Raw genomic sequence first — 15396 nt, forward strand, 5'->3', positions numbered from 1 at the left:
CGGGTGTTGGCGGCCGGGGGTGGGGGGCCGCCCCCCGATAACCCCGGCTCCGCCGGGCACCGGGCTCCGCCCGGACCGGCGCCTCAAACGCCGGCGGGGCTGGATTGGCCGGACCCCCGGCTCAGGTGTCGGCGGAGGCTGCCGGGCTTCTGGGGCTCCGCCCCAGGCCCCGCGCCCCAATCGCCGGCGAGGCTGGTTTTGCCGGACCGCGGCTTCGAAGGCTGGAGGTGCCGGGCCCCGGCTCCGGCGGCTTGAGGTGGGGCCGGGCCTCGGCTGCGGGGGCGGGAGGTCCGGGTCAGGTGGACTGGCGGAAGCGGGTGGTGCGGTGGATCGGGTCGGTGTCGATCTTCGGGATGACGTGCTCGCCGATCAGCTTGATCGTCGTCATGGTGTCCTCGTAGGAGACCCCCGTCGGCAGGCCGAACGACAGCTGGTCGGCGCCCGCCTGCTCCCACCGCTTGCACTGGGCCAGGACCTCGGAGGGATCGCCGCATATCAGCAGCTCCTCCGCGATCAGGAGCTCGATGATCTCCGCGTTGTACTCCGGCAGGATCTCCGGCCACTGCGGAATCGCCTCGGGCCGCGGGAAGGTGTCGTGGTAGCGGAAGACCAGCGACTGGAAGCGGTTCATGTTGGCGTTGACGGCGATCTCGACGGCCTTGTCGTGCGTCTCGGCGCAGATCGCGGTCGAGGTGACCATCACGTTGTCGTTGACGAAGGCGCCGATGGCCTTCGCCTCCTGGATCGCGGTCTTGTACTGCTCGAGCACCCACTCCATGTCCGAGACCTTCTGGACGCTGAAGCCGAGGACGCCCAGGCCCTTCTTGGCGGCCATGGCGTACGAGGACGGCGACCCGGCGGCGTACCACATGGCCGGGTGGGCCTTGCCGTACGGCTTGGGGAAGATCTTGCGCGGCGGCAGCGACCAGTGCTTGCCCTGGAACCCCTCGTACTCCTCCTGGAGGAACATCTTGGGGAACTCCGCGATGGTCTCCTCCCAGATCTCCTTGGTGTGGTTCATGTCCGTGACCCCGGGCAGGAAGCCGAGGATCTCGTGGCTGCCGGCGCCGCGCCCGGTGCCGAACTCGAAGCGGCCCTTGGAGAGGTGGTCCAGCATGGCGACCTTCTCGGCCACCTTCACCGGGTGGTTGACGGGCGCCAGCGGGTTGAAGATGCCCGAGCCGAGGTGGATCCGCTCGGTGGCGTGGGCGAGGTAGGCGAGGAAGACCTCGTTGGCCGACAGGTGGGAGTACTCCTCCAGGAAGTGGTGCTCGGAGGCCCAGGCGTACTTGAAGCCGGACTTGTCGGCCTGGATGACGTACTCGGTCTCCTCGATCAGCGCCTTGTGCTCTGCCTCGGGGTCGACCTTGGACCGCGCCTGGGGGACGTATCCCTGCACGAAGAGCCCGAATTCCAAGGGGGTTCACCGTCCTTTGGTTTCTGACGTCTCGTCAGATTCGATGGGTCGACTGTTCCATCGGGGAGGGCGGAGCGTCAATACCTGACGCTCCATCAGACAAGCCCCGTCCGCGGCCGGCTCACAGCACGCTCACGCCCGCCATCCAGCCGCCATCCACCACGAACGGCTGCCCGGTGATGTACGAGGAGTCCTCGCTGCTCAGGAACAGCGCCAGCCGCGCGATCTCCTCAGGCCGCCCCGCCCGCCCCATCGGCACGACCCGCCGGTACAGCTCCGCCATCGCCTCCCGCGCCTCGTCGCTCGTGTTCGCCGGGTCGAGGAGGCCGGGGTTCGCCATCGGCGTGTCCACCGCGCCCGGGCACATCGCGTTCACCCGGATGTTCCGGCCCGCCAGCTCCAGCGCGGCCACCCGCGTCAGTCCGACGACGGCCGCCTTCGTGGCCGCGTACGCACCCACGTACGCCATGCCCGTCAGGCCGGTGTACGAGGAGGTGTTGACGATCGTGCCGCCGCCGGCCGCCTCGATCTCCGGCGCCACCGTCTTGATGCCGAGGAACGCACCGACCTGGTTGACCTGCACCACCTCCTGGAACTCCGCCAGCGGTGTCGCGGTCAGCTCGTTGAAGCGCAGGATGCCCGCGTTGTTGACCAGTCCGTCGATCGGGCCGAAGGCCTCCTTGGCGGCGGCCGTCGCGGCCGCCCAGTCCTCCTCCCGGCTCACGTCCAGGCGGACGTAGCGCGCCCGGTCCTCGCCTATCTCCTTCGCCACGGCGGCGCCCTGCTCGTCCAGCACGTCCCCGAGGAGCACCTTGGCGCCCTCGGCGGCGAACAGGCGCGCCTCCTGCTCGCCCTGCCCGCGCGACGCGCCGGTGATGATCACCACGCGCCCGTCCAGCTTGCCCATGTTCGCTCTCCTAGTCGTTGAGGAGGGGGGCCACCTCGGCCCCGAATGCGGTGATCTGGTCGGTCAGCTCGGCCCGGTCGCGGCTGCGGAAGCGGACCTGGATCTGGCCGACGCCGAGCGCCCCGTACGCGCGCAGCGACTCGGCGAGCACCTCCGGCTTGCCGGCCAGGGTCCGGCGGCCGGTGTCCCAGCCGGGCTCGCCCACGTACAGCGCCTCGGTGATCGCACCGAACTCGAACGGGCCGGTGGCCCCGGCCTCCTCGCGCAGCTCCCTGATCCGGGCGATCTGCGCGGGGAGCCGGTCACGCGGGTCCCCCTGCGGGAGCCAGCCGTCGCCCCGGAGCGCGGCGCGGCGCACGGCCGCGGGGGACGAACCGCCGACCCAGACGGGGATGCGGGCCTGGGCGGGGCGGGGCCGCTGGCCGAGGTCGTGGAACGAGAACCGCTCGCCCCGGAAGACCGGGTACTCCTCCGGGCCGAGGGCGGCGCGCAGCGCGTCCAGGGTCTCGTCGAGCAGGGCGCCGCGCCCGGCGAAGTCGACACCGAGGACCTCGAACTCCTCCTGGACGTGCCCCGCCCCGACGCCCAGGATCAGCCGGCCGCCCGAGAGGTGGTCGAGGGTGGCGTACTGCTTGGCGGAGAGCAGCGGATGGCGCAGCCCCAGGATCGCGACGTGGCTCAGCAGCCGCACCCGCTCGGTGATCCCGGCCAGGAAGGCCAGCGTGGCCACCGGGTCGTACCAGACGGTGCCCATGGGGCCGGCGAGGCGGCGCGGGATGGCGACGTGGTCGCAGGTGGCGATGTACCCGAACCCCGCCCGGTCGGCGGCCCTCGCCACCTCGGCCAGGTCGTCAGCCCCGGCCGAAGCCTCCCAGGGCTCGGCGTAGAGCGTGCTCTGCGACTGGACCGGGAGCTGCATCCCGTAGACCAGCCGACCTTCGGGAAAGGTGCGCGTTGCCGGTGCCTCTGTCATCGATCCCCGCCTCGCCTTCGTCGCGGCCGTCGCGGCCGTCGCGGCCGTTGCGGCCGTTGCGCCGGGCCCATGGTGGTAGCTGACGGAGCGTCAGACAAGAGGTAGCGGCGAGGGAAGGCGGGGCGCCGGCGATTCCGGCATGCGGATGCACGCGGCGCCATGACGCTCCCTCACACAGGCGGCGCGGGCGGCGTACGCGCCCACGTTCGCAGCCGCCATCGCCCACAAAGCGGAACCCGCGTGTTGCGCGCGAAACAGGATCGAATCACCCATTAGGGTGATCGACAACGCGCACGGAACATGTGTGTGCAGAGCACCATGGGGGCATACATGCCGGACGGCGGACTCGAGGTTTCACGGGACGGCCTCACCGGCCTCGCTGATGATCTCGATGAGATGCAGCGGCACTTGGAGGGGCAGATCCGTCGTATGGACGCGGTGGTCGACAGCATCGCGGCAGGCTGGCAAGGACCCACGGCCACGGCGTACCGCTCCCTTCACCGGGGGGCCGCGGAGGACGCCGTGCGGATCCGGCAGGTGCTCTCCCTCCTCGAAGAGGCCACCAGGGCCTCCCGTGACGGCTTCTCGGCCCAGGAGCTGGAGGTCCTGGCCGCGTTCAAGCGCATGCAGAGCAGGGAGGACGTGACCGAGGCCGCCGAGGCGTTGACCGTGCCGGACCAGGCCGCCGCGGCCCCGCACAGCCGGCTGCAGGACATCTGAGAGCAGCGAGGAACAGCACCACCATGTCGGATGACGACCGGATAACCGTCGATTTCGCCACCCTGCAGCGCCTGTCGGGGGACCTGGAGGAGATCCTCCGTGACCTCAACGAGAAGCTTGATCTGCTCTACGGGCGCGCCAAGAAGGCCGTGCTCGGGTGGGAGGGCGAGGCCCGCGAGACCTTCATCGACGAGCTGGACAAATGGGACCGCTCGGCCCAGGACCTCAAAGCCGCGCAGGCCTGGCTCCACGAGGTCGTGGTCAAGGGCCACCTCAACTACGCCGCGGCGAACAAGGCCGTGCTCCAAGGCTGGGGAGGCGGCGCCTGATGGCCGGCCCCACTCCGGCGCCGCCCTCAGGAAGCGGCAACATCGACGTCAAGCCGTCGCACCTGTGGAGCGTCTCGGGCCGGGTCGCCCGGGAGCAGGACGGGATGATGCGCGGTGCGAACACGCTCCTGCAGGAACTGCAGAAGTACCCCGACGCCGGCGGGGCGGGCACACATGCCGAGCAGTTCGCGCAGGCCTACAAGAAGATCGGCAACCTCTGGCTGGAGGTGTGGGGCAAGAGCGTGTTCAGCGTCGGCGGCGTCGCCGTCGGTTTCACGGAGACCGCCAACGCCTACACCAAGGCCGATGCGGCAGCCCACCCCAAGCCCGGACAGGCCGCGGAGCAGCGTCCGCGGCCCACCGTCATCGACAAGAAGCCCAAGTTCGGCAGCGTCCCTGACATCAAGTGGGGTGACAACGACGGCGGTGACGACTTGATCCGCGGTGCGATGGAGGGCATACCGGAGATTGTCCGGGACATCCTGCAGCCCGTCGCGAAGCACGTCTTCCGTGTCGGCAAGGTCGCGGACGTACACCCCTTCCCACAGCAGCACTACCTCAACTCGCACTGCCACAGCTGGATGAAGGCTTCGGCCGTCGTGACCACCACGGCGGACAACCTGACCATGGCCATCGGCCAGATCACCAACCACCAACAGGCCGACTGGGAAGCCGCCATGCGGACGTTCTGCAGCGCCCTGTGGGGCGGAACGTCGTGGGGCCAGTCCCGGCACGGCTACCAGTGGGCGCACACCACCGGCCCGCACGGGGCACAGACGGCCACGGGCAGCGAGCCGGTGATGACCGTTCTGAAGGACGCGGCGATCAAGATCAGCGACTGCCTGCGCGAGTACGCGGAAGCCGCCGTCGAGCTGAACCACGATGTCTCCGAAGAGCTCAAACGGGCCATGAAGCAGGCCGCGAAGGACATCATCGAGGACATCGAGAAGGCCAAGGAGAAGCCCAGCCTCAAGAGCATCACCGGTGCCGTCACCAGCGTGGTCGGCGGGGCCGCCGGACTCCTGCTGAAGTTCGACGTCAACACGGTCCTGAACCTGGACAAGGCCAAGCTGAACCGGATCGTGGACAAGTACACCGGCATCGTGGACGGCCTCACCACGCGCATGAACGCCCTCAAGGGCGTCCTGGACGAAGCACATATGAGCGCCCCGAAGTACGAGGCCGGCGTCGCCCGCGCGCACGGATTCGGCGCCCGCGCCCTGGAGGAGTTCAAGAGCACCTCGCAGACCTGGCTGAAGATCGACGCTGCCACCGGCAAGTACACGCTGGACCTGGCCGCCAACGAATGGATGGCGGACGGCCACACGCTGGACAGGCACGTGGGCAAGACGGACGAGCAGCTGGTACAGCGCCTGCGCGACCAGCAGTCTGGCGGCACGACCGCGGCCTGGCCCCACGGTAAGCCGAAGCCGAGCGGCGCCTCGTCCTTCCTGAACTATCAGCGGGCCCAGGAGCTCACCCAGTACAACATCAACCACAACGCCGCGGCGATCGACGCCTGGATCAAGGGGCCGCCGCCACCGGCCGAGGGTGATGTGCAGACCTTCAAGGCGACGGCGCCCAACGGCGAGGTCAGCGGCCGCAGTGTGAGCAAGCAGCCGACCGACCCGAACGACCCGCTGTCCGGGTTCAAGCAGGGCGGCATGCGCGCCAAGGCGGAGAACGTGACGGGCATCGACACGAGGATCAGATACGACAGCAGTCGCAATCCTCCGTTCACCGTCATGACGTCGATGCCCTCCAAGTCCTAGCTTGCGCTCCGCCGAGAAAGGCCAGCACCACATGTCCGTCGACCAGAAGTCCTGGGAAGCCGCGGTACGCCACCTGTACGAGGACGCGTACCCGTACGACGCCACGGGCCCGCGTCATCACCAGGACTGGGTCCTTGACGTTCTGGAACTGATGACCCGGGTGCCGGACCCGCGGGGCTGGACCGGTCTCGACGACGCGGCACAGGACCCGGAACGCGAGACGTCCCCCGCCTTCCCCTTCGTGGGCCACCCCCCGGAGTACGTCGCGAGGCGGCTCCAGGAGATCGATCGGGGCAGCGCGGAGAATCTGCTGCTGGCCCTCACCGACGACCACTGCACCCTGTCCAACCTGGAGCGCTTCACGGAGAGTGAGGAGGAACTGCGTGCGATGGCACGCACGATCCTCGCTCGTTACGGAGACGAGGCCACCTATCACACCAATGTCAAAAAGCCCGGCCATGTGAGCGGCACGCTCGACTTCACATCGTCCGGCTGGGCGTACAGCCCGCTGAGTGTCTACTCGGAGGACTACGGCCTGATCGTCGTCTCGGACGCCGAAGTCGGCATGTTCTGGAACTTCTCCGACCAGTGATCCGGCTGCCGATCCACGTGAGCGCAGCTCATGGACAGGTGCTTTGAGAGGATGGCCCCGTGCTGACCCGTTCCGCTTCCTACCCCGACCGGGAGACCGCCCAGTGGGCCACCCAGCAGGTGGTGACCACCAATGAGCAGGTCATCCACCGCTGGCTCGCCCAGGGAACTCGGGCCCGCCTCACCATCGAGGCGGCCTGGCCGTCCCGGGAGGAGCCCGTAGGCCGGGTACAGCTGGAGGCGATGCTGCTCGCCGGACAGGAACCGCTCGACGTCCGCGCCGCCCGGGTCGTACTGCGCCGCGAGCCGGCCAGCCCGTACGGGTTCGTCGTCCAGACCACCGTCCCGTTCTATCTGTAGAGGCAGCCCGACCGTGTCCATGAAGCCCCTCGAACACGACCGGCGCTACGGCGAGCTCGATCAGGTCATGCGTGCCTACCTCGGCCAGCCCGCGGACGATACGCCCGAGCAGCGCAGTCGCGCGCTGGAAGCCTACCTGCGCCATACCTGGCACACCCGCCCGTGGGCCATCGCGGAGGCGGAGCGCCAGCTGCGCGAGTACAGCCGCAACCCCCCTGGACGGTTGCGGATCGACCTCGGCGAGTTCTACGCCATCCCCGACGTCGGCATCCCCGAGTCCGCGATCGGTGACTGGCTCCTCGTGATCGCCGACCACCTCAAGCAGAGCATCGAGGATGGCGAGGTGCCGCCGCCGACGGCCCCGCAGACCCACTGGGAGTGGCACGCGCGTTTCCCGGAAGCCGCGCAGCTCCTGGGCGGCTGGTTCTCGCAGGACGTCGTCGACGAGTTCCCCGACCACGAGGCGGCGGTCGCGGACTACGCCGCCACCACGGCCCCCCAACTCGTCGCCCGCCTCATCGGTGAGCTCCACGAACTCCTCGCCCTCCCCCTCGACGAGGGCGACTACGCCCTGGCCGCCGCGGAACTGGGCATGGAGGTCGCCCCGCCCGAGCCGTTCTCCTACGGGGCGTGGTTCCAGTCGGTGGCGACGGTACTGGCGGGTGCCTGACCCGCTTGGTCGGGCTTTGGTGTCGCCGGCGGGGCTCGGGGCGGTAACCACCGTGACCTGCATGGGGGTTCGTCGTACGCTGGGATGATGAGGATTCCCAGGCAGGCTGCGCGGATCGTTGTTCTCTCGCCCGGTGGGGAGGTCTTCCTCTTCCGGGAGGACAACGTGGAGGTCGGGATCCACTGGCTGCCGCCCGGCGGTGGTATGGAGACCGGGGAGACGCCCGAGGAGTGCGTGCTGCGGGAGTTGCGGGAGGAGACCGGCTGGACCGATCTCGAGCCGCAGCGGCTGCTGTGCACCTGGGAGCACGACTTCACGCACCAGGGCGTCCCGGTCCGCCAGCACGAGCACATCTACGTGACCACCGGCCCGCGGCGCGATCCCGTACCGGAGTCGCCCGACGCGCACTGGCGGTGGCTGTCGCCCCGGGCGCTGGCCGCGCTCGGGGAGCCGTCGTGGCCGCCGCGGCTGGCCGAGCTGCTGGGGCGGCAGCAGCCCGTGCACCTGGGGCTGGTGGGCTGAGCCCGCCGGGCGGTTCAGTGGCGGGCGGCCGCCGTGGCCTTGGCGTACAGGGCGGCCGCGTAGTCGCCGAGGATGGTGCTGGTGGAGACGTCGTCGGTGTCGCCGCCCGTCAGGACGCCGATGATGCGGCCGTCGCGCGCGAGCCAGGCGCTGCCGCTCGTGCCGCCGGGGAAGTCCGCACAGTCGAAGCGCTGCTCGGTCGGGGTCTCGCGGACCGCCTGGGCGGTGCAGGTGCGCGGGACCTTGCGGTCCGCCGGGTAGCCGGTGACGGTGATCTCCTCACCGGTGCGGCCCGTGGTGTCCAGGGGGGCGCCGCCGGTCAGGTCCTCGATGTTGCGGCCCTTGTCGTCCGGGGCGAGGCGGGCGAAGGCGAGGTCGTAGTCGTCGTCGGTGTCGTCCGACCAGCGGGGGTCCTCGAAGACCTCCTCGATCTTCCAGGAGCCGTACGGAGCCTGGCCGTTCGCGTACGCGGGTGCGAAGACGGCGCCGCCCTCGTCGCCCTTGCCGGCGAGCAGGCAGTGCCCTGCGGTGACGATCAGGTTCTTGCCCGGGCTGCGCACGACGGTGGCGGTGCAGAAGTGGTCGCCCTGCACGCTGCCCTGGAACAGGGCTCCGGTGAAGGCCGCGGAGGTGCCCGGCTTCGGGGTGCCGGAGGTGGTCAGCTGGGGCTGCTTCCCTGATTGCGGGCGCGAACTCGCGGTGGGCGCGGGCTTCGCGGGGGCGGCTGCCTTGACGCGGGTTTCCGGTTGGCTGCCGGCGTCCGGCACCACGTAGGTCATGGCAGCGGACGCGCCGAGCGCCGCCGCGGCGCACAACACGCCGGTCACCAAGGTCCGCTTGTCCACCACTGCCGCCCCTTCAGCTTTGCTCTGGCGAAGCATGCCTTGGCGTTCCCGTTCGCCGCAAGGGGCGGGTCGGACAGATGCCGCCGCCTCGCCTGCCCCTCCCGTCCCACCGGCATCCGGTCGCCGGTTCGCCGGCGCTCCTGCGGTGCCGCGCCGGTGGCCCGTCATGCCCCCGCCCAGAGGCCCTCCGGGGTCAGTCCCAGCAGGTCGATCGCGTTGCCGCGCACGATGCGCTCGACGACGTCCGGCGCGAGGTGGCCCATCTGGCTCTCGCCGACCTCGCGGGATTTCGGCCAGGTGGAATCGGAGTGCGGGTAGTCCGTCTCGTAGAGGACGTTGCCGACGCCGATGGCGTCGAGGTTGCGCAGCCCGAAGGCGTCGTCGAAGAAACAGCCGAAGACGTGCTCGGCGAAGAGCTCGGCGGGCGGGCGCAGCACCTTGTCGGCGACGCCGCCCCAGCCGCGGTTCTCCTCCCACACCACGTTGGCGCGCTCCAGGATGTACGGGATCCAGCCGATCTGGCCCTCGGCGTACATGATCCGGAGGTTCGGGAAGCGCTCGAACTTGCCGCTCATCAGCCAGTCGACCATCGAGAAGCAGCAGTTGGCGAAGGTGATGGTGGAGCCGACGGCGGGCGGGGCGTCGGCCGAGGTGGACGGCATGCGCGAGGACGAGCCGATGTGCATGGCGATGACGGTGCCGGTCTCGTTGCAGGCGTCGAGGAAGGGGTCCCAGGCGTCGGTGTGGATGGAGGGGAGCCCGAGGTGCGGGGGTATCTCCGAGAAGGCGACGGCGCGCACCCCGCGCGCGGCGTTGCGCCGGACCTCGGCGGCGGCCAGTTCGGCGTCCCACAGGGGGATGAGGGTGAGCGGGATGAGCCGGCCGCGGGCTTCGGGGCCGCACCATTCCTCGACCATCCAGTCGTTGTACGCGCGGACGCCGAGCAGGCCGAGCTCGCGGTCCTTGGCCTCGGTGAAGGTCTGGCCGCAGAAGCGGGGGAAGGTGGGGAAGCAGAGCGCGGACTGGACGTGGTTGACGTCCATGTCGGCGAGGCGGTCGGGCACGGAGAAGGAGCCGGGGCGCATCTGCTCGTACGTGATGACCTCGAGCCGGATCTCGTCGCGGTCGTAGCCGACGGCGGTGTCGAGGCGGGTGAGGGGGCGGTGGAGGTCCTCGTAGACCCACCAGTCGCCGATCGGGCCGTCGTCCCCCTTGGCGCCCATGACCGGCGCGAACTTGCCGCCGAGGAAGGTCATTTCCTTGAGCGGTGCGCGGACGACGCGGGGGCCGGTGTCGCGGTAGCGGGACGGGAGCCGGTCCCGCCAGACATGGGGGGGCTCCACCGTGTGGTCGTCCACCGAGATGATCTTCGGGAAGGTCTCCATGGCTCTCACGGTAGCGTTTATCTGACGTACCGTCAGCTACTTGGGGGGTGATCGGTTCGACACGGGCTGACGGGTACGAGCAAGACAGGGCAGACTGGCCCTTACACCGACGGAAGGCAGGGGGGACGACAGATGGACGGCATACCGGCCATCCCGCACCAGCGGAACCACCCCGGGGCCGCCACGGCCGCCCCGGGGCCGAAGGCTGCGCCCGCCCCGGCGGCGCACACCCCCGCGCCCGAGGCGGCCCCGGCCGCGGGAGCACCCGTAGCCCCGGCCGCGCAAGCACCCGTAGCCCCGGCCGCGGGAGCACCCACCGCCGAATCCACGGCCGCCGCAGCGACCACCGCAGCCCCTTCGACCACCGCAGCCCCAGCAGCCGCAGCCGCAGCCGCAGCCGCCAAAGCCGACCCCGCCGGCTCCCGCTTCGCCGTCCTCGGCCCGATCCGCGCCTGGCGCGGCAGCGAGACCCTGCCCTCCGGCACCCCGCAGCAGCGCGCCCTGCTCGCCGCGCTGCTGCTGCGCGACGGCCGCACCGCCACCGCGGCCGAGCTGATCGACGCCATCTGGGGCGAGGACCCGCCGCAGCAGGCCCTGGCCACCATCCGGACGTACGCCTCCCGCCTGCGCAAGGTCCTCGCGCCGGGCACGCTCGTCACCGAGTCCGGCGGCTACGCCATCCACACCCCCACCGGCACCCTCGACCTCGGCGTCGCCCGCACCCTCGCCGCCGACGCCGAGCAGGCCCGTACCGGCGGCGACCGCGCCCTCGCCCGTACGCTGCTCGCCCGCGCCCTCGACCTGTGGGACGGCGAGCCGCTCGCCGGGGTCCCGGGACCGGCCGCCGAGACCGAGCGCTCCCGGCTCGTGGAGTGGCGCCTGCAGCTGCTGGAGACCCGCCTCGACCTGGACCTGGAGGTCGGCCACCACGCCGAGGCCGTCTCCGAGCTGACCGCCCTGACGGCCGCCTATCCGCTGCGCGAGCGGCTGCGCGAGCTCCTCATGCTCGCCCTGTACCGCAGCGGCCGGCAGGCCGAGGCCCTCGCCGTCTACGCCGACACCCGCCGCCTCCTCGCCGACGAGCTCGGCGTCGACCCGCGGCCCCAGCTGGCCGCGCTGCAGCAGCGCATCCTGCGCGCCGACGCCGAGCTGGCCTGCGCCGAGGCCCCGGCCCGGGCCGCCGCGCCCCGCCACGTCCGACCCGCCCAACTGCCCGCCACCGTGCCCGACTTCACGGGCCGGGCCACCTTCGTCTCCGAGCTCCGCGACATCCTCTCCACCGCCGACGGCCAGGTCATGGCCGTCTCCGCGCTCGCCGGGATCGGCGGCGTCGGCAAGACCACCCTCGCCGTGCACGTCGCGCACGCCGCCCGCCCGCACTTCCCCGACGGCCAGCTCTACGTCGACCTCCAGGGCACCGAGCCCCGCCCCGCCGAGCCCGTCGCCGTCCTCGGCTCCTTCCTGCGGGCGCTCGGCACCCCCGACACCGCGATCCCGGACACCGCCGACGAGCGGGCCGCGCTCTACCGCTCCACCCTCGACGGCCGGCGGGTCCTGGTCCTGCTCGACAACGCCCGCGACGCCGCCCAGGTCCGCCCGCTGCTGCCGGGCACCGCCGGGTGCGCCGCGCTGGTGACCAGCCGGGTCCGCATGGCGGGCCTCGCCGGGGCCCATCTCGTCGACCTGGACGTGATGAGCCCCGAGGAGGCCCTCCAGCTGTTCACCCGGATCGTGGGCGCCGAGCGGGTCGGCGCCGAGCGGCAGGCCGCCCTCGACGTCGTCGGCGCCTGCGGCTTCCTGCCCCTCGCGATCCGCATCGCCGCCTCCCGGCTGGCCGCACGCCGCACCTGGACCGTCTCCGTCCTCGCCGCCAAGCTCGCCGACGAGCGCCGCCGCCTCGACGAGCTCCAGGCCGGCGACCTCGCCGTCAAGGCCACCTTCGAGCTCGGCTACGGCCAGCTGGAGCCCGCCCAGCAGCGCGCGTTCCGCCTCCTCGGCCTCGCCGACGGGCCCGACATCTCGCTCGCCGCCGCGGCTGCCGTACTCGACCGGACCGAGCACGACACCGAGGACCTGCTGGAGGCTTTAGTCGACTGCTCGCTCCTCGAATCGGCAGCCCCGGGCCGCTACCGCTTCCACGACCTCGTACGCCTCTACGCGCGTGCGTGCGCCGAGCGCGACGAGCAGCCGGCGAGCGAGCGGGACGCCGCCCTGGACCGCCTGCTGGACTTCTACCTCGCCACCGCCTCCGCCGTGTACGCGGTCGAGCGGCCCGGCGACCGGCTCCCCGCCCACCTGGCCGCCACCGACTATCCCGGTCTGCGCTTCACCGAACCCCGCTCCGCCCTGGACTGGCTGTACGCCGAGGCCGACCCGCTGCTGGCCTGCGTACGGCAGTCCTCCGTACGCACGACCGGGCAGGCGGACGTGCTGCGCCGGGCCGTGGACCTGCTGTGGGCGGCCAAGGACCTCGCCGAGTCCGGAGCCAACTCCAAGCAGTACGAGTCCGCCGCCGCAGCCCTGCGCGACGCCGCGCACGCCGCGAAGGACCCGCACGCCGAGGGCCGCGCCCGCACCGCCCTGACCAACGTCCACCTCGTCGCCGGCCGCTTCGCCGAGGCCGACGACGAGGCCCGGCAGGCCATGGTCCTGGCCCGGGAGGCCGGCGACCCGCTGCCCAGCTGCTGGGCGCCCAACGACCGCGGGATCATCGCCCTCTACCAGGGCCGGCACGCCGACGGCGAGCGCTACCTGCTGGAGGCCATCGAGAACTTCCGCGCCGACGGCAACCACATCGGCGAGGCCAGCGCCCTGTGCAACCTCTCCCGCATCCACGTGGAGCTGGGCCGGCTCGGCAGCGCGATCGACCTCGCCGAGCAGGGCATCGCCATATACGACCGGATGGGCCTGACCCTGCGGCTCGCCAACGGCCGCTACGCGCTCGGCATCGCGCTGACCGAGGCGGGCCGGCTCGGCGAGGCGCAGGCGCAGCTGACCGAGGCCCTGTCGCTCTTCCACGACAACCGCCAGCCGCTGTGGGAGGGTGTCACGCACTTCCGGCTGGCGGTGGCCCACCTGGCGGCGCACCGTCCCACGCTGGCCGCCGCGCATGCGGAGCAGGCGATCGCGCTGCGCGGGATCGGCGGGGAGTGGCGGCGGGCCACGGTGCTGACCGTCCTCGGCAAGGCGCTGCGGCGGCTCGGGCAGCGGGACCGGGCGCGGGTGTGCTGGCGGGACGCGGAGTCGATCTTCGCGCAGCTGGGGTCGGCGGAACTGGCCGAGGTGCAGGCGCTCTTGGCTTCGGAAATCGCGGCCTGACGGGCCGGGTTACCCTCTGAGCTGCGCGGACGGAGAGCTGAACGAGGCATTCATCGTTCGTTTATCGCCGCGCGCCACCATGGATGCATCGACTCACCGCGTCGGGGGGCGTGGAGAGTCCGCTGGAGGAACGCCCGTTCGGCGGTCCGCGGGGGAATCGCCGAACGGGCCCGACCCATCCATCAGGAGATCCGATGACGACGAACGAGAACAGCCTGCCGGCCGACGCCGACATCATCCCGCTCGACAACCACGCTTCGGGCATCGAGATCAAGCCGCTCGACAGCCACGTGGGGAACGCCGACATCACGCCGATGGACAACCACGCCTCCGGCATCGAGATCAAGCCGCTCGACAAGCCCGCTGCGGACGAGGAGATCGTGTCGCTGGACAACCACGCGTCCGGTCCGCGTCCGTAAGTCCGCACGACGTCCCACGGGGGATACGGGGGAGACGGGGGACGCACGCGGGAGCTCCACCACGGGGGATTCACGGGGGAATCAGGTGGAGCTCCTCCACCGGGGGGGACCCGGGGGAGCACGACCCCACGGGGGAAACACGGGGGAGCACGACCCGCGGGGGAAACACGGGGGAGCACGGGGGAGCACGGCCCCCGGGGGACACGGGGGAACGACCGTCCCACGGGGGAGCACGGGGACCGGAACCACGGGGGAGCACAACGCAGGGAACGGCGGCCGCGGTGGCCCGGAGGGGGAGCCACCGCGGCCGCCGCGCTGCGTGCGCCTCTACGCTGGGGGTGTGTTCACCTCACAGGGACCGAGCCTGCGCGAGCTCGCCGTACAGGCGCTCTCTTCGGTCGAGCGGGGCTACGACCTGCTCGCGCCGAAGTTCGACCACACGCCGTTCCGCACCCCGGACCGCGTCCTCGACGCCGTCGAGGAGACCCTCGCCCGGTACGAGGGCTCCTTCGGCTCCGGGCTGGACCTGTGCTGCGGCACCGGCGCCGGCATCGGCATGCTGCGCCGGCTGTGCCGGGAACGGGTCACCGGCGTCGACCTGAGCGCGGGCATGCTGGCCGAGGCCGAGCGGGTGTACGGGGACGGCGGGGGCGGCGGTGACGGCGGCACGGGTGACACCGCCGGCCGGGTCGGTTTCGTACGGGCCGATGCGCGGGCGCTGCCGGCCGCGCTGGACGACACGTACGACCTGGCGGTCAGCTTCGGGGCCTTCGGGCACTTCCTGCCGGCCGAGCGGCCCGCCCTGTTCTCCGGCGTCCACCGGGTGCTGCGCGCGGGCGGGGTGTTCGCCTTCCCGATCGGGGCGCCGCTCGCGCCGGCCTCGCCCCTGTGGTGGATGGTCGCCGGCTTCGACGCGGCGATGCGGGTGCGCAACGCGGTGTGGCGGCCGCCGTTCGTCATGTACTACCGGACCTTCCCGCTGGGCGGGGTCCGGGCGGACCTGCGGGCGGCCGGGTTCACCGTGGAGACCGTACCGCTGGAGCAGTTCGGCCGGCGTCCGGACGGCAGCCCGCGCTGGCGGCTGGTGCTGGCCCGCAAGGGCCACCGCGAGGAGTCCCGCGAGGACTCCCGCGAGGACTCCCGCCAGGGCTCCCACCCGGCCTGACGC

15 protein-coding genes are annotated in these 15396 nt (G+C 71.7%); 10 read left to right on the top strand and 5 right to left on the bottom strand.

Going from position 1 to position 15396, the window contains the following annotated elements; translation table 11 throughout:
• Window positions 1-295: 295 nt before the first annotated feature.
• The 3 genes from ABZ924_RS17430 to ABZ924_RS17440 form a co-directional block, all read right to left on the bottom strand.
• Window positions 296-1417 carry an LLM class flavin-dependent oxidoreductase gene (locus ABZ924_RS17430; protein ID WP_361909846.1) on the bottom strand — a complete coding sequence of 374 codons (1122 nt, stop codon included), beginning with the start codon at window positions 1415-1417 and terminating at the stop codon, window positions 296-298.
• A gap of 121 nt (window positions 1418-1538) precedes the next feature.
• The gene (locus tag ABZ924_RS17435) at window positions 1539-2324 is read right to left on the bottom strand and encodes an SDR family NAD(P)-dependent oxidoreductase (RefSeq protein WP_361909848.1); all 786 of its coding nucleotides are present in this window, start codon (window positions 2322-2324) and stop codon (window positions 1539-1541) included.
• 10 nt (window positions 2325-2334) lie between these two features.
• Entirely contained in the window at window positions 2335-3297 is a 963-nt protein-coding gene (locus ABZ924_RS17440) for an LLM class F420-dependent oxidoreductase (RefSeq protein WP_361909851.1), read from the bottom strand.
• A 330-nt stretch (window positions 3298-3627) separates the two neighbouring features.
• On the opposite strand from ABZ924_RS17440, the gene ABZ924_RS17445 reads away from it, so the two are divergent.
• From ABZ924_RS17445 to ABZ924_RS17475, 7 genes are all read left to right on the top strand, one after another.
• A complete protein-coding gene (locus ABZ924_RS17445) occupies window positions 3628-4017 on the top strand; it encodes a WXG100 family type VII secretion target (protein WP_361909854.1) in 390 nt (129 codons plus the stop codon).
• 23 nt (window positions 4018-4040) lie between these two features.
• Entirely contained in the window at window positions 4041-4346 is a 306-nt protein-coding gene (locus ABZ924_RS17450) for a WXG100 family type VII secretion target (RefSeq protein WP_361909857.1), read from the top strand.
• A complete protein-coding gene (locus ABZ924_RS17455; protein WP_361909860.1) occupies window positions 4346-6118 on the top strand; it encodes an RNase A-like domain-containing protein in 1773 nt (590 codons plus the stop codon). Before ABZ924_RS17450 ends, ABZ924_RS17455 begins: the two co-directional genes overlap by 1 nt.
• Window positions 6119-6149: 31 nt before the next feature.
• Window positions 6150-6710, top strand: coding sequence for a hypothetical protein (locus tag ABZ924_RS17460; RefSeq protein ID WP_361909863.1), 561 nt, complete (start codon window positions 6150-6152; stop codon window positions 6708-6710).
• 59 nt (window positions 6711-6769) lie between these two features.
• Window positions 6770-7069, top strand: a complete 300-nt coding sequence (locus ABZ924_RS17465; RefSeq protein ID WP_361909866.1) for an RNase A-like domain-containing protein — start codon at window positions 6770-6772, stop codon at window positions 7067-7069.
• A 13-nt stretch (window positions 7070-7082) separates the two neighbouring features.
• Window positions 7083-7739 (top strand): contact-dependent growth inhibition system immunity protein, encoded by a 657-nt coding sequence (locus ABZ924_RS17470; protein WP_361909868.1) that lies wholly within the window; start codon window positions 7083-7085, stop codon window positions 7737-7739.
• 87 nt (window positions 7740-7826) lie between these two features.
• Window positions 7827-8261, top strand: coding sequence for an NUDIX domain-containing protein (locus ABZ924_RS17475; RefSeq protein WP_361909871.1), 435 nt, complete (start codon window positions 7827-7829; stop codon window positions 8259-8261).
• Between the two features lie 14 nt (window positions 8262-8275).
• Here the strand turns inward: ABZ924_RS17475 and ABZ924_RS17480 are convergent, their stop codons facing one another.
• Complete coding sequence (locus ABZ924_RS17480; protein ID WP_361909874.1) at window positions 8276-9106, bottom strand: trypsin-like serine protease; 831 nt, start codon at window positions 9104-9106, stop codon at window positions 8276-8278.
• Window positions 9107-9270: 164 nt separating this feature from the next.
• Complete coding sequence (locus ABZ924_RS17485) at window positions 9271-10491, bottom strand: amidohydrolase family protein (protein ID WP_361909877.1); 1221 nt, start codon at window positions 10489-10491, stop codon at window positions 9271-9273.
• Window positions 10492-10623: 132 nt separating this feature from the next.
• Here ABZ924_RS17485 and ABZ924_RS17490 point away from each other — a divergent pair, with 132 nt between their 5' ends.
• The 3 genes from ABZ924_RS17490 to ABZ924_RS17500 all read left to right on the top strand — a co-directional run bounded on the left by ABZ924_RS17490 (window position 10624) and on the right by ABZ924_RS17500 (window position 15393).
• Window positions 10624-13809 (top strand): BTAD domain-containing putative transcriptional regulator, encoded by a 3186-nt coding sequence (locus ABZ924_RS17490; protein ID WP_361909880.1) that lies wholly within the window; start codon window positions 10624-10626, stop codon window positions 13807-13809.
• A gap of 194 nt (window positions 13810-14003) precedes the next feature.
• A complete protein-coding gene (locus ABZ924_RS17495; RefSeq protein ID WP_361909883.1) occupies window positions 14004-14228 on the top strand; it encodes a hypothetical protein in 225 nt (74 codons plus the stop codon).
• A gap of 340 nt (window positions 14229-14568) precedes the next feature.
• Window positions 14569-15393, top strand: a complete 825-nt coding sequence (locus ABZ924_RS17500; RefSeq protein WP_361909886.1) for a class I SAM-dependent methyltransferase — start codon at window positions 14569-14571, stop codon at window positions 15391-15393.
• The last annotated feature ends 3 nt before the right edge of the window (window positions 15394-15396 follow it).

The organism is Streptomyces sp. NPDC046876 (assembly GCF_040645035.1).
Lineage (GTDB): Bacteria > Actinomycetota > Actinomycetes > Streptomycetales > Streptomycetaceae > Streptomyces.